This is a genomic window from Rothia dentocariosa ATCC 17931, from assembly GCF_000164695.2.
In the GTDB taxonomy this organism is placed as follows: Bacteria; Actinomycetota; Actinomycetes; order Actinomycetales; family Micrococcaceae; genus Rothia; species Rothia dentocariosa.
This window is the reverse complement of the sequence record NC_014643.1, coordinates 1,049,130-1,070,018: the sequence shown is the minus strand read 5'-3', so window position 1 is coordinate 1,070,018 and position 20,889 is coordinate 1,049,130. Positions and strand designations below refer to the sequence as shown.

Annotated in this window: 12 protein-coding genes; 7 read left to right on the top strand and 5 right to left on the bottom strand. The window is 57.6% G+C overall.

Going from position 1 to position 20,889, the window contains the following annotated elements:
* Positions 1-33: 33 nt before the first annotated feature.
* From HMPREF0733_RS04775 to HMPREF0733_RS04760, 4 genes are all read right to left on the bottom strand, one after another.
* Positions 34-1,389 (bottom strand): ABC transporter substrate-binding protein, encoded by a 1,356-nt coding sequence (locus HMPREF0733_RS04775; RefSeq protein ID WP_013398239.1) that lies wholly within the window; start codon positions 1,387-1,389, stop codon positions 34-36.
* Between the two features lies 1 nt (position 1,390).
* Complete coding sequence (locus HMPREF0733_RS04770; protein WP_013398238.1) at positions 1,391-4,570, bottom strand: bifunctional endo-1,4-beta-xylanase xylA precursor; 3,180 nt, start codon at positions 4,568-4,570, stop codon at positions 1,391-1,393.
* Between the two features lie 170 nt (positions 4,571-4,740).
* Positions 4,741-6,693: a serine/threonine-protein kinase gene (locus tag HMPREF0733_RS04765; protein WP_013398237.1), complete on the bottom strand. Its 1,953-nt coding sequence runs from the start codon at positions 6,691-6,693 to the stop codon at positions 4,741-4,743.
* A 251-nt stretch (positions 6,694-6,944) separates the two neighbouring features.
* A complete protein-coding gene (locus HMPREF0733_RS04760) occupies positions 6,945-9,833 on the bottom strand; it encodes a choice-of-anchor M domain-containing protein (protein ID WP_244864849.1) in 2,889 nt (962 codons plus the stop codon).
* A gap of 145 nt (positions 9,834-9,978) precedes the next feature.
* On the opposite strand from HMPREF0733_RS04760, the gene HMPREF0733_RS04755 reads away from it, so the two are divergent.
* The 5 genes from HMPREF0733_RS04755 to HMPREF0733_RS04735 all read left to right on the top strand — a co-directional run bounded on the left by HMPREF0733_RS04755 (position 9,979) and on the right by HMPREF0733_RS04735 (position 16,803).
* Positions 9,979-12,246: a TIGR03773 family transporter-associated surface protein gene (locus HMPREF0733_RS04755; RefSeq protein WP_013398235.1), complete on the top strand. Its 2,268-nt coding sequence runs from the start codon at positions 9,979-9,981 to the stop codon at positions 12,244-12,246.
* A complete protein-coding gene (locus tag HMPREF0733_RS04750; RefSeq protein ID WP_013398234.1) occupies positions 12,236-13,912 on the top strand; it encodes an anchored repeat ABC transporter, substrate-binding protein in 1,677 nt (558 codons plus the stop codon). Before HMPREF0733_RS04755 ends, HMPREF0733_RS04750 begins: the two co-directional genes overlap by 11 nt.
* 65 nt (positions 13,913-13,977) lie before the next feature.
* Positions 13,978-15,021, top strand: coding sequence for a choice-of-anchor M domain-containing protein (locus tag HMPREF0733_RS04745; protein WP_013398232.1), 1,044 nt, complete (start codon positions 13,978-13,980; stop codon positions 15,019-15,021).
* Positions 15,014-15,934: an anchored repeat-type ABC transporter ATP-binding subunit gene (locus HMPREF0733_RS04740; protein ID WP_013398231.1), complete on the top strand. Its 921-nt coding sequence runs from the start codon at positions 15,014-15,016 to the stop codon at positions 15,932-15,934. Before HMPREF0733_RS04745 ends, HMPREF0733_RS04740 begins: the two co-directional genes overlap by 8 nt.
* Positions 15,931-16,803, top strand: coding sequence for an anchored repeat-type ABC transporter permease subunit (locus tag HMPREF0733_RS04735; protein WP_004006360.1), 873 nt, complete (start codon positions 15,931-15,933; stop codon positions 16,801-16,803). The genes HMPREF0733_RS04740 and HMPREF0733_RS04735 overlap by 4 nt, the downstream gene beginning before the upstream one ends.
* 39 nt (positions 16,804-16,842) lie before the next feature.
* Here the strand turns inward: HMPREF0733_RS04735 and HMPREF0733_RS04730 are convergent, their stop codons facing one another.
* Positions 16,843-17,520 (bottom strand): hypothetical protein, encoded by a 678-nt coding sequence (locus HMPREF0733_RS04730; protein ID WP_115333521.1) that lies wholly within the window; start codon positions 17,518-17,520, stop codon positions 16,843-16,845.
* 511 nt (positions 17,521-18,031) lie between these two features.
* Between HMPREF0733_RS04730 and HMPREF0733_RS04725 the strand changes: the two genes are divergently transcribed.
* Positions 18,032-18,706, top strand: a complete 675-nt coding sequence (locus HMPREF0733_RS04725) for a carbonic anhydrase (protein ID WP_013398229.1) — start codon at positions 18,032-18,034, stop codon at positions 18,704-18,706.
* 117 nt (positions 18,707-18,823) lie between these two features.
* The gene (locus tag HMPREF0733_RS04720) at positions 18,824-20,395 is read left to right on the top strand and encodes a SulP family inorganic anion transporter (RefSeq protein ID WP_013398228.1); all 1,572 of its coding nucleotides are present in this window, start codon (positions 18,824-18,826) and stop codon (positions 20,393-20,395) included.
* Positions 20,396-20,889: the final 494 nt, after the last annotated feature.

The following is a 20,889-nucleotide window of genomic DNA, read 5'->3' as shown; positions in this document are numbered from 1 at the left end:
TATTCTTTATTTGGAATATATACTAGTCAATTGCTATTCATTGTAGGTTTCCGTTCGAGTTCCACGCTCTGCAAACCAGACGATGCGCGGTTCCTGATCGTTGCTCGGCTCGGGTCGCAGCCCCAAGCTCTGCTCCGTAGCATGGAGTGTCTGCACGGGCGCAGTCGTCGGGTTTTCATGAGTGAAATCAAGTGCGTCGCCCGCAATCGCCTGAGCGGCATCGAGCCTCATGCTTTCCAGCACGCGAGTGACCGCCTCCGGCTTGCGCTCGTGCACCTTATCGATCGCATAGGCAAACGCCAGCACCGCGTTGTGGGAGCGCGCATCCGCATAGGGAGCGGCGGATTTGAAGGCTTGGTCATCCTGCAGGGTCATGTAGGATGAATCCTGACCCATAACACGCACCGCTTCGAGGAAGGCGGCGAGCCCCCGCCCGGGGTCATCGGACTGCAAAGCCAAAGAGTCTGACATGTTGTACCCGACGGTCGTCAGGTTTGCCGAGACCGTGCCGCCCTCAGCCACAAGGGTTCGCGCGAAAATGGGCGATACGGCTTGCGGGCTCAAAAGAATCTGAGCCGTCACCCCGGCGTATTGCAGCTCTTTGACGATTTTGGCCTGGCGAATTGCCGAGCCCGAAACGAAGATATTCGCCGAAGCCCCGTAGCTCTGGGACTCTTTCTTGACGTCTTGTGCAAGCTCGCGCACATCGGTATCGCGGTCGTACGCATGTTTGGTGGCAACCTGTGGAATCTTCACCTCAGTATCCTTGGGAGCTATCACGATGCTCTGGGTACTCGGCTGCGAAGCCTGCACATACGCCTGCGAAAGCTGCTCGGGGTTGGGCGCCAGGCTCCAGACTCCGCGCCCAGTATCTACGCTGTCATAAACCTCAATTACCGGGATGCTGCTCTCACGAGCCGCGCTCGTCGCACCTTTAATATGCTCACCCGAGGAAGAAATAATAATCCCCTGAACGCCCTCAGATTTGAGTTTTTCGACGGCATCACGAGCCCCGTCGGAAGTTCCCTTATCGTTAGCGACTGTCAGCTGAACGGGGGTTTTGCCAAGATCCAGACGGTGCGCAGCCACCGCAGCACCCTGGGCAGGGAGCACCCATTCGGAGCCTTCCGCATCCTCGCCGTAGGTCATAATAATCCCGATCTTGGCGTCTCGATTATTGTTGTTCGGCAGCGTAATTTCCTGTGGAACAACGGGGGCTATCGCCTCGGTATCACCGGGTGCGCGCAAGGGCCGAATATCCGGTCGCAGCAGATGAGCTGCCACCACGATAACCAACAACAAGACCCCCAGAAGGGCACCCCAGCCAATGATGGTCAGGGGTACCCTTCGGGAGGTTTGTTCTTCCTCAAGCTGAGGCTCTGGGGTCACGCTACATGTCCCCAATGTGGAAGGTGTAAACCACCTTCACTTCGGCCTTACCACCGTCTGGCAGGTGGAAGGAGGGCAGTGACTTGAGCTTCTCCAAGGACGCCTTGAACTGTGCCTGCCGCAGCTGCACGGCCGCAATGTCCTCGGCACGAACGCTGGTGTAACCCTGCGCGTTCTGCGAAGCAAGCGCCAGCTGGAAGTCGGCGGCGCCAGCTTTCGCGGCGTTCGTCTTCAACGCGCCCAGCAGACCCGAACCATCGACTCGGCTATCGCCCAGGTCGAGGATAACCTTGTTGAGGTCGTCGGCAAGAAGCACGGATGCACCCGCCAGGTCGCGGCTGGCGCTTCCGGTGCGCGCATCCAGCTGTTCCAGGGAGCTCTGGGTGACCCCGTCCAAGGATGCCTTGAGGTTCTCAACCTTACCGGCGATGTCACGGCGCTGCGCCTCCAGAGAGTTACCGGCATCGCGCACGATTACATTCGAGGCTTCCGCCAGACCGTAGATCGAGCTGGTGAAGGAATTCTGAATGGAATCGGCACCTGCCGAACCCTGAGCCGATACCTGGCGGATCTCCTGCGAAATCAGGTTGTTGATGTTCTTGCTGGTTTCGTCAGCAGAGTCCTTGAATGCATTCTTGAGAGCTTCCGAAAGTTCGGAGTGCTGGCTGGAAAGTTCATCCAGGTTCTTACCCAATTCGTCGGATGCGCTAGTCAGCGACTTGAGCTTTTCATCCAGGGAGTTCGGGTCGTTCTGACGATCATCACGATCACGGTTCTGGTCGTCACCTTCGCCCGCATACGCCTTCTCAACCGAGCTGAGCGTGGAGTCCAGGGAGTTCACCTGGTCAGAGAATCCCTTGGCATTCTGCGCCAGAGGGGTGGTCGGGTTCTGCAGGTCGGTTTCCTTAATAACCTCGTCCCAAGCACGTGCCTGGTTGTTCAGGCGCTCATCCATAGCCTGCCCGTAACCTTCGGGTGCCTGGAGCTTGTCGGCAGCAAATCGGTGTGCTGCCGGGACTACAGGGGTGCCGCCCTGGTTAGCGTTGTTCCCGTTTTGGTTATTGTTCGGGGTGTTCTGGTTCTGACCGTTTTGATCGTTTTGATCGTTCTGGCCATTCTCAGTCGGGTCGTTCTGCGGGGTTACCTGCGCACCGCCCTGGCCATTCTGATCGTTCTGACCATTCTGGTTGTTATTGGGGGTGTTCTGGTTATTATCCTGATTACCCTGGTTTTGATTGTTCTGGTTACCGTTATTCCCGTTTTGGTTATTGTTCGGGGTGTTCTGATCGCCTTGGTTCTGGTTATTCTGATCGCGCTGCGGGGTTCTCGGGGTCTCACCGCAAGGCGTAGAAGTCAGGTAGGAGCGCAGACGGTCTACTTCTTCTTGCGAGAGCTTGCCGCCGTTTTCTACCGAGAGCTTGCAGAGTTCGTTAGCGATATCTTCGTTCTGCTGGTCTATAGAGTTCGAGTTTCCGCTCACGTCGTTGCGCGCCGCCACGGCCTTACTGTGCAGGCTGTTGAGCGCCTTGGTGAGCTCATCCGAGGTTTTCTTGAGCTCATCTACCGACCGGCGGCTAGATTTGAGCGATTCCGTGACGTCACCGTTCTGCTGGTGGTCTCGAATGGCTTTCTTGCCTTCATCACTCTGCAGGTACTTCGTCAGGTTGTCTATCTCGCCGCGCAGGGCACGGTAGTTCTTGTTGGCACCCTTGAGGTACTCGGGCTGCAGCTCGTTCACAAGCTTCTCACCATTAGCGACGAGGCCAATCAGGCTTGCCTGCGAGGTGACCGAAGCACCGTACAGGGAACAGGTGACCGAAGAGCCATCACGACAGACCTCGGGGCTGGGGTTGTCCGGCCCGATGGTCTGGCGCAGCGAATCCGCGAGGGCATGCTGGCAGTCGCCGCTGGCATCGGCATAGTTGTTGAGAATCTGGGAAAGCTGCACGAGGTTGCCGTATACGCTCGATCCGCCTCCGGCTGCACCGCGATCGACGGTGCATGACCCGTTCTGATGCGAAACCGAGACATTCGGAACCTGCGAGGTATCACCCAGCAGGGTATCCATCGTGTTCACGGTGCTTTCCAGCTGGCTGATGAGCTGGTTCTTGTTGCCGTCAGCAGTCTTGGCAAGGTCATCCTTGAGGGACTGAATTTGCCCGTCAAGCTCCGCCATACGCTTGGTCAGGCTCTCGCTGTTAGCCTGCAGGTTTTTCGCGGCATCCTGACCCAGGGTGTCCGAGGTGTTGTCCAGGCTGGAGCGCAGTTCGTTCACCTGCGAGCTGGCGCTGGTAATCGTCGAATCGACATTGTTCACCAAGTCGATAGTGCGCTGAAGCATCGCAACCTGGTTAGCGTCGTTCTTATTGAAACTGTTGTTGAGCACGCTCTCACCCGAAAGGTCAGAGGCGAACCCCGGCTGAACCGCAATATCGAAATCGGGTGCTTTGAAGTCCTGCGCATTCACCTTCAGCGTGAACGATGTGCTCGCCCCGGAGGTCGGAGGCGCCAGGATCGCGCCCCACTGCACGTTCGCTTTGCCGTCCCCGGTCGTGCTGATCACGCCGTTGGTTGCGCTGTCGTCCGTCTTATCGCCGGAGGTAATGATCTGGTTGGATTTCACGTTATCGAGCGAAACCGATCCTGCCACCGTAAACGGAACACCGACGAGCGCCTGGTTGGTGCGCTTGGTGCCGCCCGCATCGTAGCTTACCTCTTGGGACTTGAGCGTAAGGTTTTCGACGGTGACCTTAATAGTCAGCTCGCCGGAGTACCCGTTCAGGTCTTTCAGGTTTGTACCGGTGCCTTTGGAGCTCTGGTACTGGGTGCTGACGCGCACCGGGACGTCGTTAATAACGTCTTTGACCTTGAAGTTGATGGTCTTGCTGGAGCTCTTGTGCTCTTGTTCATTGACATAGATATTGTTGGTGTCAATAGCAGAAACGTTACCGTTGCTCGCAAGTTTAAGATTCACGTTCTGCAGCACGTGCGTGGGGTTTTGCACCTGCTGTTCGCTCTGCTGGGTCGTCTGCCCGGGCGAGGTAGGATCACTATTCTGCTGGTCTGACGAGGAGCATGCCGCAAGGAGCAAACTGCCAATGACCCCGATGGTTAAAGGCACCCGCACACAGCGGCTCTTCCACGTCAGCCGTGACTCTGACGCGTCAAAGCGTGTAGACATATGGCACTCCGGAAGGTGGCTGATTTTATGGACAGTAATGTTGCATCGTATGTGTGTGGCGTTGAGTAAACCGTTCGAGGCAACTTAAAGGTATTCTACCGCGCCATGAGTAGAATGTGCGGGAAATATGCCAATCTTAACGCTCTGTCGCACGATCAACAGATGTTCAATTACCGTGATGTAATACTGAAAGCGTTACTTTGCAGATTTGTGAAGTTACCCACCTGAACGTTGAGCTTGCACTGGGGAGCAACCGATAGGGCCGTCACATTTTTCTGATCCGCTGAAATTGATAGGTGACCGGAGCATCCGTCTGTGAAGGCGATATCGCCCGTGTCCGGCGCCAGCGAGGTAATGGCCTGGGAGGGTGTGCCGGTCTGCGGCAGCTTCATGAGCGGGTTCAGGTCGTCCTTGCCGCTGGGCCACACCGGCAGCAGGGTAACCGGTACTGCCGACTGGTTAACCACACGGTTGGGCACCTGCACCTCAATCTTCTGGATGCGCTGAATGGGGTATGAAGCCGACTTCACGTCCGGGTCGCTAATGGCGGTCTGGGTTTTCTTGGTGATCTCGCCCAGCCATTTTTCGAGGCTCTTCTGATCGGGAATATCGATATCGACCTTGGCGCTCATGGTCACGGCTGAGTTCGCCGGAATCTTAAGGTTACTCACATTCCAGGCGCATTTCGTATCCAGCCCGGTAATGGCGGCCTGGTTTTTGCGGATCTCCTCGGCCTCACTCGCCTGGTTCCACGTGGTTTGCGGGCAGGAATCGGTGCTCAGCCCGGGAATGACCTGCAGAATATCGCCGTGCAGCCCGGATTTTTGCGTCGAGTACTCAAATTTCACGGTTGCCGTATGGGACGACGGGTCATAGTCGGCCTCCAGGCGGGTGCCTAAGCCGCTCGGCAGGGGCGAATTCGTGCCTGAGGATGCGGTCCAATGCTCTTTTGGCCCCTCTTGCTTCTTCTCACCGGAACTGTTAATAAAGACGAAAACACACGCGCAGATAAGCGCCAAAATACCTAATATCGACCCCCACACGAGCGGGCGTTTGAGCTGTGAGGCAACCGTTCTCGGCTGCTCATTCTCAAATTCTTCGTCGATTTCTTCCTCTTCGACAACCGGCGCCTCAGTCACCGGGCGGATAATCGTCTGATGTGAGGCTTCACCCAGTTCGGGTACTTGGGTGCTGTAGTTATCCGACGCGGCTTGAGCGGGTGCCTGCTCGCCGCCGCGAATAACCGTGCGCTGACGACCACCGGTGCTCTGATTTTCTGAGGCACGTTCCTCATACTCGAACCGGTCAGCATCCTGGTATTTCTTGCGCAGAGCCCGAACCTGCGCCACAGCCTGCGCGGCCTGCGGGCGGTTCTTGGGCGATAGGCTCATAAGATTCTCAAGGACGGTGCGCACATCCTCGGGAAGGTGATCGCTGATCTGAACGGCAGAATCCGCATCCACCAGCGGAACGGCGCCGACCAGAAGCTCGTGCAGCATAACACCGGCGGAATAAATATCGGCTGAGGAATCCGAGCTTCCATAGGCCTTACGCTCGGGCGACATGTAGGCGGGCGTACCGTAAAAACCCTGGCTCTCCGTCTGCCCCATGAGCGTGGCGATACCGAAGTCGGCAACCCGCACCTGCTCCACGAGGGCATCACCGTAATGCCCCGATAAAAGCACGTTATCGGGCTTAATATCTAGGTGCAGAACCCCGGAACGATGCGCGTATTCCAGCGCCAAAAGCACGCGCTCGACAATGCCGAAAGCCTCGCCGGGCAGCAGATTCTTCTGCTTCTGCAAAAACTCGCGCACGCTTCCGCCATGCTGGTATTCCATGACGATCGCCAGGTTATCGCCCTCAACCACCATGTCTTCGATCGGCACGATGTACTGGTGGTGCAGCTGCGAGAGCACGGTGCGTTCGCGCACAAACCGCTCAAGAAATTCGCTGTCTTTGTGGTACTCGGGCTTGAGGAATTTAGCAGCATACAGCGCCCATGAGCCTTTACGTGAGACCGCCCAGACGGTGCCGACCGTGCCGGAACCTACCGCACGAATGAGCGTGAAGGCAGATCCTAGCGGCGCTCCTTCGCGCATGCCGGTTATTGCATCGTCCACGGTTGCTCCTCACGCTCTAGTGCTCGGGTAGGTCTCACGGCTATACCTAGTGTAACCGGCGCATCCGCAAGATTCAGCCTTTTGCTCACGGTCAGCGGGGATTTTAAGGGGGTATAAAACGGATGGCGCTCCCGGTGCTCTACCTGCCAAAACCCCTGCTCAACACGCTCTTAAACGGTTATGACCTCACCGTTTTCGCAAAAATGGTGAGGTCATAAGGCGTGATGCGTGTTCGGTGTCTTACGCCGCGGCTACTTTTGCCGACGACGGATCACCAAAACGGCACCAGTACCCAGAAGCGCAACACCCGCGATCACCACGGGAATCACGGCAAATCCGGTATGCGCCAGCGCGGTCGAGCCCGCAGATGCACCGCCTGCAGACCCTTGAACCACGCCGGATGCGCCCGAACCTGAACCGCCCGATGCGCCGTTCCCTGACGATCCGGTGACCGTGCCGTTCTCTGTAGTTGCACCAACCTGGGTACCCGCCCTCTGGGCTGTTCCCGAGTTCGCCGCTTGCTCAGAACCTTGCGGGTTCGTGCCCTCTGTACCGTTCTGCGGGGCTGCCGAGGCATCCTGCGGTTCAGTCGGGTTGTGCGGATGCGCCGCATCCGCCGGGGCATTGGGAACGCGCACGGCGCCCTGAGGGGTGCCCACCCGTGCCGAGGAGTCTTGCCCGGCATTCTGGTCGGAGGATGAACCGTCGTTTGTGCCTTTGCCCGACTCTGACGCTGTGGTAAAGGAGCATGCGTTGCTTGCCTCATTCCCGACGGCGACGGCAAGCTGCTGGACTTTACTTGTGATCTCAGTACCGTCTTTGAGTTTTGCGGTGTACTGAATGTCAAACATGTAATGCCCAGGCTCGGTAAATACCCAGTTGGCGTGCGCGTGGGTTGCGTAGTCGATCGATATACTATGTTGATTTTTGGTCGAATCCAGCAGAACCTCGGGGCCGGTCAACGACTCGGTGAAGACGCCGAATCGCGCGCCCTTCGGCATGCTGCGGGGCACAACGTGCAGGGTTACGCCGCCGTCGAGTCTGCTGTAGTCCACATCCTGGGTGCTGTACCCGGGCCAGGGCAACCCGCGCATCTGGGTTTGTGGAAGCCCGTAAAACGCGGTTCCGACCGGTCCAATAAAGTCGAGTTTGGGCGAGTTCATGTGCTCGTTGCGGCTGCGGCGGGCACGATCACTGACGGTCCACACCACGGTATCCAACGGGCGTACCACCGAGTCCGCATCTATGAGTCCGCTATCGTCTTTGAGACCCAGTTCCAGCCGGTTATCACGCAGTTGTGCTTGAAGGTCTAGGTGTCCATCGCCGATTTTATAGCGGCCGTCGATCTTGCCCGCCTCGCAGGTTGGCATGGGGGCGGGTGCCTTCGGTGCGGGGTTTTGCGTGCGTTGTGTATCCCCATCTCGCGAAGGAGTCGGGTTTGCGCTCGGCCGCTCGGGAGCCGCCGGGGCGGGGGATGCGCTGGGCGGCGCATCGTTATTGTTGGGGTCGGGACCGTTCGGGTCAGCGGAGGGGCTTGGCTGGGGGTCCGGGGTGTGCGAGTCGCCCGGCTGGGGGTTTGCGGCGGGCGCATCCGCACCCAGCGTTCCCGTGGCACTGTAATCGCCGCCGCGCTGATAATTCTGGGTGAGTTTCACCTGTGAGGTGCGGGCATTCATATCGGGATGCGGCAGCACTTTCACGATAAGCTCGCTGTTCTCAAAGTAGCTGTCTTCCCGGTAGGTGAAGCGCGCTACCCCGTTGTCGATCGTAGTTTCTATATCGAATTTGGGGTATTCGTAGTCGTTGGGGGCGTAGAACCCGCCCCGGATAAACCCGCGAACATTAGGGTCGGCGAAGGTCACCTCAAGCGTGCGGTACCCTTCCTGCGTGGAGGGCACGGTGCGCACCGTGTAGTCGCCGCTGGCGGGGGTGTATTGAGCTGTGGGAAGCACGGTATTGCGCTCATCGGGCTCTTCAACGGGCCAGTTTCCGGTGCCGTCGTCGCTGTATACGCTCTCGGCGTGCCCGGGTTCATAGGCGAGCTTATGCGAAATCCAGCGCGCGCCCTCGTTCCCGCTTGGGGTGAAGACAGCCTGCAGATGCGAGGATTCGCCGCCCATCATTTCGCTCCAGGTGGCGGTGCCGTTCTTTACCTCAAGGTCGGTGAGGAAATACCCGTTGTTGTATAGGGTGAGCGTTCCGCTGAGGTTTTTATCGGCTGCGGTGAAGGTGATGTCGCTGAGTTTATCGTCGGCGTCCTTGTTCTTCGCGGGGTCGGGATCGAGCTTGTGGGGTGCCACGGAAAGCACATATTTGGCGGAGTCCAGATTCCCGACGGGTGCAGCATTGTAGCGCTCAATGGTCGGTACCGCGTTCGGGGTTCCGTCACCGAGAACGGGTTTACGCCCGCCCACCTGCCACACGAGTTTTTGCGGCGGGGATTGAATGATTGATCCGTCCGTGCCGCGCGCTACCGTGCGATAGGTCACCACATAACGCCCGGGTCGTGTGAAGGTTGTGGTGTTATGCGTGTGGCTTCCTTTGCTGAGCAGCCAGGAGTGCCACCCGGTACTCGTGCTTGATAGGATGCGGTTCACATCCGCAGGTCCTTCATCGGGGTTGTAGCGAAAAAGCTCCATGCGTCCGGGACCTTCGACCGAGAGAATATCGGTCGCGTAAATGCCGTCGCGGAATTTCTCGGTAGGAATTTTGACGGATGAACCCAGCCCTGCCCAGATGGGATCGTGATTGCCCCAAGTCAGGGTGGGCGCCATGTAGAGGGTCTGCCCGGGTTCGCCCAGAAAACGCAGATTAGGTGAATCGGTGAGGGTCAGAGTGTATTGGGATGCACCGTTGCGGCCATCCCACCCCTTCCCCACCCAGTTGACGGTTTTGTCGAGGTCATAAAGATCGGCACCGGTCTTATAGGGGTTTGCTTCGTTTTTGAGTGCGAAACCGCCGTTTTCCCAGTAGGTTTTTGGGGCATCAACATGGCCCTGAGTAGTAATAATGCGCCCGTCGTCGGGTCCCGCATGCGCGGGGAGCATAGGCGATGCGCCAGCAAGAGCCAGCAGAGCTACTGCGGAAATACGAGCAAGGGATGCACTCAGCGCACGACGATGTGTGTATTTCGTGTACATGACAACCTTTCTCATTTTGCATACACAGCCTATCACTAATTGAGAATAATTGTCATAATCAAAATAGATATGTATAGTGATTCTCATAATCACACGCACCGATGCGTCGTGAACTCACACACCACACCGTCGTTGGAGGAAAACTATGCGCAGATCCGCCCCGCAAACCCCGCCGCGGGAACAACGCAGCCGCAAAACATTTACCATCATCGGAACCACCGCCCTGGGATGCACACTAGCCCTCTCCCCCACTCTGCCCGCTTTCAACACGGCACCGGCGGCGCTCGCACACGAAGAACATGGCGCAGGTGCAGCACAGGCAGAACCGCGCAGTTACACCGGGAATTACATCGTGCGCGGCGTGCATACCGAACTGCTCAACGCCGAGCTTCACGACGGAAAACTCACACTAAACTCCAAGGCCGAAACACAGGATGGTGAAGGTCTTTTCAACCCCTCCACCACCATTTTCAACCTGCCCGCCAACGATCAATCCCAAACCCGCGTAGCCGCCGGATATGATTTCATCGCCCCCGAAGGCACCCCCATCTGGTACATTCCGCAGAAGCATACCGATGGGCTTCTCTACCCTGGCTTCAGTGCCGAAAACATTCCGCAGGGCGCTCTGAAAAACAATAAGATCACGGTTGAACTCGTCAAAAGCGAGGTTCCCGAAGGTGCACGCGCTGAGGTTTTTCAGGAGAATCTCTCCGGGGCATCGCGCATGTTCAGCACGGCGGATCGGTTAGCGCCCTACGAGCTTGAGGCGGGTTCTCATGTGCATGCTGCGTGGGCGTTTACCGCCGCCGGAACCTACCGGTTCACTTTCCGCACGAGCGCCGAACTCACGGACGGCACGCAGGTTCACGCTGAGGCGACCTACACCGTTGTGGTGGGCGAAGTTCCGCAGGATGTTTTCGATCAGGGGCATCGGGCACAAAACCCGCAGGACTCCGCCGAATCAGCTGCCGCTCCGCCGCAGCGTGAGGAGGGCGGTGAGCAGGCGCATCGAGATGTTGCCCCGAATGAGCGCTCATCAGAGGGAGATCATGGCGCAGGTAGTTCTCACGCGCAGCATCAGGTGATCGAGCCCGCGCATCAGGATTCGTCGAGTGTGGAAGCCGCCCCGGCTCATCCTGAATCTTCGGCGGATGCGACACCCAACCCCCAGATTGCAACGGGTGATGCCCCCGCGCCCGATGTACCCGCCCCGGCACCGCAGCAAGCCGATCAGAATGCCGGCACACCGAACCGCACGGTTAACGGGTCAAATGCCCAAAATGTTACCGCGCCGACCGTCCGGGGTGCGGGTTCTGGCGGTTCAGGGACTTCGGGCAATACCGCGCTGTCTTCGGGTTCTCGCGGCGGCTCTTATCCCGGAACCGAATCCGAGAAGTGCATTCCGACCGAGGTTGTCGTCAAGGATTCCGTGCAGTCACGAAGAACCCAAAGCCCGGCGAATATTCCAGGTACTCTGCCGATGGTAACAACTGCGGATCATGCCGCAGCGGATCGCGCTACAGAGGGGCATTTTGACGTTGGCCCTGTCTTGAACGGTTCCACGTTGAGTTCTGCTGTGAAAGATGATCGGTTCAGCCCGCCCAAACATGTGTCACCCGGTTCTTTAGAATTCGTCCTCGGCGATGCTGCGAAGCTGAAATTCCCGGCGGGCATGGAAGATATTGCCCCTGCGGGAAGTACCGTGCACATGATTGGGGCAACCCAGCAGGCAGGCGTGCCGTGGCTGGGATGGAGTACCCAGGATCCCGAACTTCTCAAACAGGCCGATGGACCGGTCACCATGAGTTTGAAGGGATTCGACGGTCCCGGCTCAATGTCGGTGTTCCTCTCGGGCAACTTCGGATCCGCCGGGCAAAAAGTCTTCGATTCCCGCGGTGGCTCATTTCAGGTTCCGCTGAATACGCACCAACACAGCAACTGGGTGTTTACCGCAGAGGGTCGCTACCGGGTGACGATCGGTTGGCAGGTGCATCTGAAGAACGGGCAGACCGTCGAGAGCACATCGACCCTGAACTTTACGGTGGGCAATGCCGATAATCCGGCGAACCCCGCGCCCGCCCACCAGAAGAACGCCCCTGAGAACGCCGAAAACTCGACCACTCATAAACCTACCGAGCAGCAATCCCAGCGGGGCGCCGTGGATGCGGCCAGCGGTATTGTGACGAAGCCAGACGGCACGAAGGTACGCATTGTCGGCAAGACCGCCTCAGGTAAGGACTGCGCCCTCACCAACCAGGAGCTTAAGGATGCGCAGCAGGCCGCTGCCGCCGGGAAGCTCGCCAACACCGGGGCTGGATTTAATCCGTTTATGGTCAGCACCTCTGTGCTTGCCGTCGCGCTGGGAGGCATGATCGTATACACCGTGCGCCGTCGGCACCGCCATGAGCTCTAGAGGTTCACGCCGTCAGTCTTGTACACCGCAGCGCTCACTCGAACTTCCGCTCAGCCGCCGCGCTTTCCTGGGTTTTCTGCCCGTTTGCGCGGCGTTAAGCGCCTGCACCGCACAGAATACGTCCTCAGGTTTTGATGCCGACGGGCGTCTTCAGGTGGTGGCGACAACCCCGATTTTGGCGGATATGGCGCGTGCTGTTGGCGGCGAGCGTGCTCGGGTACACGCCCTCATTCCCAATGGAGCAGACCCGCATTCCTATGAGCCGAGCCTGCGGGATGTGCGCGATGTCGCCTACGCACGGCTGGCGTTCACCAACGGTCTGCTGCTGGAACAGCGCAAAATGGTGGCGATGGTGAGCTCTAACCTGCCGCAGGGTTCGGCGCAGGTGGCGGTTGCCGAGAGGATTGAGCAGTACGGCGGCAAGCTTGAACCCGTGGTGGAGGATGCCTCACTGGATTCTATCTGGTTGGGGCTGCGCGTTGAGGGCGCCGAGTCCTCGGGCGCATCCGCCAGCCATTCCGCTGAGTCGCCCTCAGATTCGGATGCTTCGGTCGCGTTTTCGGTTACCCGTGTGAAGGGTCCCGGGCAGGTTGCGGCGTTTATTACACAGACCTTCGGCGCGGTCGAGATGATGTGCGATTCTCAGGCGCGCGGCACGCAGGAATCCACACAGGATGGTGTGAGGGTGCGTACCGGTGATATGGGATCGCTGGAGCTTCCGTTGCAGGCGCATACGCATCTTTCGTGGGCTTTTGCGGATGCCGGTGTGTACGAACTTGATGTTCTGGCAACGCCCCGCAACGCACCCGAGGGGGTGCGGCAGGCGCAGGGGACACTGCACGTTGTGGTGGGTGAGGACCCTGCCGAGGCTGCCTCTCGTCTGGGTTCAAATACGACCGTTTTAGTCTCTGGACATGCGGATATAGCCGTTCAGGTATATACGGGCCGGCTTGTGATTCGTGCCGATAGTGGCGGGAAAGTCACCGAACACGACCTGGCTCGCACGATCATTGCGGTTCCTTCGCGCACTCTGCAGGAGGTTCCTGTGGGCGGCCAATACGGGTTCTTGAGGGGTTCTTCGCGCGAGCATCGGGGGCAGGTGTATTTGCTGGCGCAGGCGGTGCTCGGCAAACATGTGCACGGCGAGATAGACCCGCATATATGGCATTCGGTGCCAAATATGAAGGCGGTCGCGCAGGTCATGCGTGATGCTCTCGCCGAGGCTGACCCTCCCGGAACCAGCCTGTACACGGCGAATACCGAGCGTGTTATGCGCGAGCTTGATGAGCTGGACTGGGAGATTCGCGGCGTCTATGCGTCTTTGCCCGAAGCCTCAAAAAACCTGATTACCACCCATGACGGGTACCGATACCTGGCAAGTACTTATGGGCTGACGGTGGCGGGGTTTGTGACGCCTGTGGCGGGCAGTGAGCCGAGCATCCAACAGCGGCAGCGGCTGCAGCGCGCTATCAGGGATTTGCGTGTACCGGCTATATTCCTCGATCGGAATACTCGCACGCGAAGCCCAGTTTTGCGTGAGGTCGCCCATGAAAACGGGGTTCAGGTGGGTACCTTATATTCCGATTCGCTCGATGATGAGGCGCCCCACTATGCGGATATGATGCGTGCCAACGCACATGCTATCCAGCGAGCGGTTGGGCGGTGAAGTCGTATTCTCGTCCATAGCCACATATGCATATACATCCATCAACGTTGAGGAAGAAGACATACATGAAATATTCTATTTTTGGAATAAAAACTAGTCAAAAGGTTATTTCGCTCGCTTTATGCGCGGCTCTCACAGCCTCTATAGCCAATCCGGCATATGCCGATCACACGCCCGCGCCGGGTGCATCGTCAAGCACGGCAGCCACGAGCGATAACCTCAGTAAAGAGCAGAAGGCTCTGCAGCAAACGCTCTCGCCCGAGCAGCCGGTGGGCACGGGACGCACCGAAATTTCGAGTGGGCATGTTGATATGGGTCCGCGTTTTACCGACGGTAAGTTTCAGCTCATGATCCATGACGATCATGCCGCTACACCCATCTGGCGCAGCGTGGATGATGTGCTGTACCGCGGCTCCGATGCGGCCCTGCGCCAGGTTCCTGATGATGACCGTTATTCGTTTGTGGGTGCGCAGCCCGGCGAGCAGGTGTATGTGATTCCGCAGACCGAGACGAAGGGGGTCGTCTGGCCTGGCTGGACCACTCAGGACCCGGGGCTTGTGCAGAAAACCCCGCGCGGGGTCACCCTCACCCTAGAGCAGGTTCAGGGACCGGGGCAGTTCACGCTGTACCTGGAGAATGGGAACTTCTCGAAGCCGCAGGTTTTGTGGGATTCGTCCAAGCACGAGCCGCAGGATATATGGGTTGAGAAGAACACGCATACCCACGCCAATTGGGTGTTTACCAAGCCCGGCGCCTATCTGCTGAAGGTGACGGCCCGTGCGGAACTTGCGGATGGTTCGGTTGTTTCCGATACCCGATATATGAAGTTCGCCATCGGGGATTCGGTGACTGCGGACGAGGTGTACACTCTGGCGCAGCAGGCCGCAGGTCAGGCACCGGCGGGCGATTCGGAGGGCGCGCACTCTGCGGCTGCTTCCGATAGTTCGGGGGCCTCATCTGGTGGGTTCCCTGTCCTTCCGGTGGCGCTCGGCGCGGGGGCTGTAGCGGTGCTTGCCGCAGCGGGGCTCTTCATGATGCGCCGCAATAAGACCGCGCAGGCGCAGGCCGAGCGCATCATGGCGAGTGGAAAGGACACGCGGGATGAATAAAGGTACCACTGTGCTAGGCTCCAAAAATGACCCTGCGCCGGGGAGTGAAAATCCGACGCTGAGCATCCAAAACCTCTATGCGGGGTACGGGCGGCGGGCGGTGCTGCGGGACTTTTCGCTCACCCTGAACCCCGGCGAATTTGTGGGTCTTCTCGGGGCGAACGGTGCCGGAAAAACCACGCTGTTACGTGCCATTATGGGGCTGCTGCATCCTGCCTCGGGGAGCATTCGAGTGCTGGGCAGTACTGCGCGCACCGCGCGGGCGCGCATCGGCTATGTGCCGCAGAAGCACCAGTTTCAGTGGGATTTCCCGATCACCGTCAAGGATGCGGTCATGACCGGGCGAACCCGCGAGATAGGCTGGTTTCGTCGCCCTAAAACTGCGGATTGGGTCAAGGTTTTTCACGCCCTAGAACGCACGGATTTAATGCAGCTGAAAAACCGTCCTATCGGAGAGCTTTCCGGCGGGCAGCGGCAGCGGGTGCTTCTGGCGCGTGCTCTCGCGGTTGAACCGGCGCTTTTGCTTCTTGACGAGCCCTTCACGGGGGTGGATGCGCCCACCCAGTCCGCGCTCACTAAGCTGTATCGGCAGCTGGCGGGCGAGGGCGTGACGATTCTGATGTCTACCCACGATATTGTGGCGGCGCGGGAGTCTTGTTCGCGGCTGTGCGGGGTGCGCGGTTCCTTGAGTTTGGACGGCAAAGCCGAGGATTTTTCGCCGCAGCAGCTTTACGCCTGGGTGCACGGGCACGAACTTGAGGGCGAGGGTGAAAACACAGGTAAAGGCGGAAGCGCGGGCACAAGCCCATCGCCTAAGATTGGCGTTCCGGGCGCAGGCGGCGACTCGACCGGCGGCACCCGGCAGGGGCATCCTGCCGATCATCGTGTAACCCCGCAGGAGGCAGCGGCATGATTACTCCCCTCGATTTTCTGTTTGACCTTTTTAACCCTTCCCTGGCGTTTCTGCCGCGCGCCCTGGCCGCAGTGACGCTGGCTTCTTTGGTGACGGGCGTGGTGGGGTGCCATGTGATGATGCGCGGCATGGTTTTTATTGGCGATGCTGTGGCCCACTCGGTGTTTCCCGGCTTGGCGGTTGCGTTCGTTATCGGCGGCAACCTGGTGTTCGGGGGCCTGATCGCGGGCGTTATTACGGCGGTTTTGGTGGCTATTTTTAGCCAGAATCAGAAGCTGCGTGAGGATTCGGTGATCGGTATTTTCTTTGCCGGTTCGTTCGCGTTGGGTATTGTAATTATTTCTCTGGCACCGGGGTATTCGGGGTCGATTCAGGATTTCTTGTTCGGTTCGATTGTGGGGGTTTCACGCGGCGATATTGCCCAGGCGGCGGCTATGTCCGCCGGGATTCTGCTGCTTCTGTGGCTATTTCATCGGCAGCTGGTGACGGTGAGCCTGGATCGTGAAAGTGCTCGCGCGTTGGGTTTGCCGGTGCTGTGGCTGGATATTTTGCTGTATGTGCTCGTGACGGTTTCCGTGGTGATTTCTTTGCAGACGCTCGGGAATGTGCTGGTGCTTGCGCTCATTGTGGTTCCGGCCAGCGCATCGCGGCTTACCTGCCGCCGTTTAGGCACTATGATGCTGTTCTCACCGGTTTTCGGCGTGCTGTGTTCGACGGCGGGGCTGTACTTCTCGTGGGCGTTTAACCTGCCGACTGGCGGCACGATTGTGCTGACGATGGTCGCCGCTTTCGTGCTGGTGTGGGTGTTCACCTGGATGCGCCAGCGAGTCAGGCGCATTCCTGAGACCGCCCATTCCCTGCCGGTTTAGGCTTTGCCGTGCCCGTCACAAGGTTCTCACCGTCGCCTGTCAGGTCAGTGAGAAATAGTCTGCGATAACATCCCACCGGCGTCGCAGCACGTGCTGATCCGCGAAGAGCGTGGCGCCGCGGTCGGTAAGATGTGCGTGCACGTTCCGGTAGAGTTCATCGCGCAGGTCGTTCATCGTGTTTACGGACAAATACCCGAGCACATCCGGCAGCACGGTATCGAGGCGCTGCTGCTGCAGCTCCTGCTCGGTGAGCGCCACATAGTCCGCCAGATCAAAGATTTCCATGAACCGATGAGCGGCGGTGCTGAAACGAGTGAATGCTTCTATATTGAGTGTCCCGTCGGGCCTCAGGTAAGTCATTCTCGCTTCGTGATCCACAAATTCGTGGTAGCGGGGGTGGCCAACGCTTATAAAGTACATATCGCCGTCATGCGGGGAGGGCACAGATTTAAGAGGCTGATCAAGGTGTGCCGATATTTTTCGCAGGGTTTTACGCCATTTTTTAGACATCACATAAAACGCCGGGATGCCGCTGTAGTTCCCCGGCATATGGTTGAATGTTGCGTAGAGAAAAGCGACCCGAAATATGAGGTCTTCACCGTATTCTTGGGTGAATACGGGCTGATTTTTGCGTGGTTTCGACCAGCCCAGTGAGCCCAGGTGCTCGCGGAATGCTTCACCGCTGGCAATATCCCGGTATGTGTAGTTGTCCGCCATGCTATCCCCCATATGCAGCCTATTTTTAGCAACCACCCTACCATTTACGAGGCGTGTGGCCATGCGTTTATCGTCGTGTTTTTCTGCCGCCCATGAGGGCTTTTACCGGCGGCACCTCGCGTACCTTCGCGGTGGCGCATTGGCGGCTCACCTGCTAGGATAGGCTGAACTTAGTTTTTGTCATTACATAACTAAGGGTGGCGGCCGGATTTCTCATGCGGCCTCATAGAATAGTCGGGTAGTTTTTGAACTCCCGTACGATTTTGAGTAACAGAATAAAGGCACTCACGATCTTTTAATCCGGAATATGCCTTATTTCTAGCAGGCATATTTTCACAGATTTTCTTCTAGACACATCTACTTTCCTTCTGTTTGAGGGAGAACTCTGTGCATATTCCGTGATTGTCACCATTTTTTCGCAGACGGGCAGCCCTTCCAACCCTTCCTTCTGACTGTCCGCCATGATTCTGCGCGAAAAATCCTCTACCAACATTCAAAGAAAGGAAGAGACATGAGCAAATCCTACGAAGTCATTTTTGAGAATAATCAACAATGGCTTGAGACGAAAAAGCAACAGCATCCTGAGTATTTTACTGAGCTCGCGGATGGTCAGAACCCCGATTTTCTGTACATTGGATGCTCCGACAGCCGCGTGGTTGCAGAGGGGCTGATGGGTCTGGAACCGGGCGAAGTGTTTGTTCACCGCAACGTCGCTAACCTGGTGCACGGGCTGGATTTAAACGCCGGTTCCGCTATCGAATATGCGGTTTCACACCTGAAGGTTAAGCATATTATCGTGTGCGGCCACTACAATTGCGGCGGCATTAAGGCTGCGATGGTACCCGAAGATATGGGCCCGCTGAACCCGTGGCTGCGCAATATTCGTGATGTATACCGTCTGCACCGTAAAGAGCTGGATGCGATCGCCGACGAAGACGCACGGTACGACCGCCTGGTCGAGCTGAATGTGCAGGAGCAGTGCCTGAATATCATCAAGATGGCATGCGTTCAGGAGCGTTATCTGCTGGACGGTTACCCGATCGTGCACGGCTGGGTGTTCGATATGCGCACGGGCCGTCTGATCGATTTGGATATCGATTTTGAGAATATTCTAGCTGATATCCAGAGCATTTATAACCTGACCGATTCCGAATGGGTGGTTAACGCACGCAAACAGTCTGCGTAACCCCCTCAAACGCCCGATGCTGGGTGAAAGTCTACCCGCTCGCGCGAGCTTTTGCCCCGAGCACACCGGCATGCGGCGCACCACAATATACAGACAACACATCAAGGAGTATCGGTTTTGGTCAATCAACCTATCGAAAAACAGCCTTTAGGCGCTCTCTTTAAATCAAATTTCGCCTCGGGATTGGTAGTCTTTCTCGTGGCACTGCCGCTGTGCTTGGGTATCGCCCTGGCATCCGGTGCGCCGCCGCTTTCAGGGGTTATTTCGGGTATTGTTGGCGGTATCGTCATCGGATTCTTGAGTACCTCGAATATCAGTGTTTCCGGTCCCGCAGCGGGTCTGGCGGCAATCGTTCTTGAGTCGATTACCAGCTTGGGCGCGTTCGAGCTGTTCCTCTGCGCGGGCCTCATCGCGGGTGCCATACAGCTTGCTCTAGGTTTCCTGCGCGTGGGCAGTATCGCCGAATACATTCCGCTTGCCGTCATTGAGGGTATGTTGGCGGGCATTGGCGTTATTATCATCATTAACCAGCTTCCGTTAGCGTTCGGCAGCGATTTGAAGCTGCGAGAAGACGGTCTGGACGTGTTCGCAGACCTTCATCTCGGGTCGATTCTGGTGACGGTTGTGTCCCTCATCATCCTGATTTCTTGGGATAAAATCCCCGGTTTGAAGAACCTTAAACTTTTGCCCGCCGCGCTCGTAGCGGTTGCCGTGGGTATTTTCATGAACTGGATGTTCAATAACACCAATAGCGGCCTGGCAATTCCGAATAATCAGCTCGTTCAGCTTCCTGTGCCGAAGTCGTGGGGCGATATGGCTTCTTTGGCTACTTTCCCCAATTTCTCCGGCTTCACAGATTCACACGTGTGGATTACCGGTATCACGATCGCTATTGTGGCGTCGATTGAAACCCTGCTTTCTATTGAGGCGGCCGATCGCCTGGATGTGCACCGCCGCATCACCGACACCAACCGCGAGCTTCGCGCACAGGGCGTTGGCAACATGGTGTGCTCCGCTATTGGCGGGCTGCCTGTGACGTCGGTGGTGGTGCGTTCGTCCGCGAATGCGAGCGCGGGTGCCACCCATAAGCTTTCCGCCATTATTCACGGCGTTCTGCTGCTGGTGTGCGTGCTGGCTATTCCGTTCGTGCTGAACCTGATTCCGCTGGCGACCCTTGCCGCTGTGCTTCTGGTGGTGGGTTATAAGCTGGCGAATCCGAAGACTATCTTCCACTTCTGGCGTAAGGGTCTGTACCAGTTCATTCCGTTTGCCGCCACGCTGGTGGCCGTGGTTGCCCTTGACCTGCTGGAAGGCGTGGGTATTGGTCTGGCGATCAGTATCTTCTTCGTGCTGCAGGGCAATATGAAGCGCGCCTACTACCTCAGCCGTGAGGAGCTTGCGGAGGCCGACGAAATCACGCTGGATTTGGCGGAAGAGGTGTCGTTCCTGAACAAGGCGGCTATTAAGAAGACGCTGAAGAATATTCGCCCCGGTTCGAAGGTCACGATCAACGCCGAGAACTCTTCGTATATTGCCAGCGATGTGCTGGAGCTGATTGAGGACTTCTCCAATGTTTATGCGAAGGAAAACGATATTGAGGTGGTGCTCAAGGGCTTCAAGTCGGATTATCACGATGCGGAACGTGATCGCCACAGCCACGTGAAGGTGGGCCATAGCGCAAGTATCTAAGCTATGAGGCGGTACCCGTGCGGTATCGCCCCCCCTCGTGCACACACGCGAGCAGGTGGTTTTTGGCCGAGCGGGTAAGATTTTCCTACCTGCTCGTACCAAAAACCACCTGCTCACGTTTAAACACAAAATCGCCCGTGACATCGCGCGTGTCTTAAATGCACTAGCACGCGTGATCCGGGCGATTGCTAACCTAGTAGACGTTATCAACTGGTAGATCTAGTTGATGAACGCCATCGCAGTGAGGCACCCAGACCTGCCAGTATGGGTTCCTCACTGCCCTAACTATACAGCACAGATATAGTCCGGAACAACGGCTGAGGCCATGAGCGTAGGGCTGTTTTCGACTTTCAAGGCATACCTAAACCACCTGCTCGCGATATAGAGCGCATCGCGCATGAGCCTGCCATTCTTACAGTCACCACAACCTTAAATGTAATCTACGTAACATCTAGGAAGTTACGGATTTTTCCGGTTTAATGAAGGTACAACCT

Bases quoted from the DNA above. Each gene is read 5' to 3' on its own strand.
- HMPREF0733_RS04760 (WP_244864849.1), bottom strand. From the start codon at position 9,833: ATGTACACGAAATACACACATCGTCGTGCGCTGAGTGCATCCCTTGCT.
- HMPREF0733_RS04730 (WP_115333521.1), bottom strand. From the start codon at position 17,520: ATGGCGGACAACTACACATACCGGGATATTGCCAGCGGTGAAGCATTC.
- HMPREF0733_RS04745 (WP_013398232.1), top strand. From the start codon at position 13,978: ATGAAATATTCTATTTTTGGAATAAAAACTAGTCAAAAGGTTATTTCG.
- HMPREF0733_RS04755 (WP_013398235.1), top strand. From the start codon at position 9,979: ATGCGCAGATCCGCCCCGCAAACCCCGCCGCGGGAACAACGCAGCCGC.
- HMPREF0733_RS04735 (WP_004006360.1), top strand. From the start codon at position 15,931: ATGATTACTCCCCTCGATTTTCTGTTTGACCTTTTTAACCCTTCCCTG.
- HMPREF0733_RS04770 (WP_013398238.1), bottom strand. From the start codon at position 4,570: ATGTCTACACGCTTTGACGCGTCAGAGTCACGGCTGACGTGGAAGAGC.
- HMPREF0733_RS04750 (WP_013398234.1), top strand. From the start codon at position 12,236: ATGAGCTCTAGAGGTTCACGCCGTCAGTCTTGTACACCGCAGCGCTCA.
- HMPREF0733_RS04725 (WP_013398229.1), top strand. From the start codon at position 18,032: ATGAGCAAATCCTACGAAGTCATTTTTGAGAATAATCAACAATGGCTT.
- HMPREF0733_RS04740 (WP_013398231.1), top strand. From the start codon at position 15,014: ATGAATAAAGGTACCACTGTGCTAGGCTCCAAAAATGACCCTGCGCCG.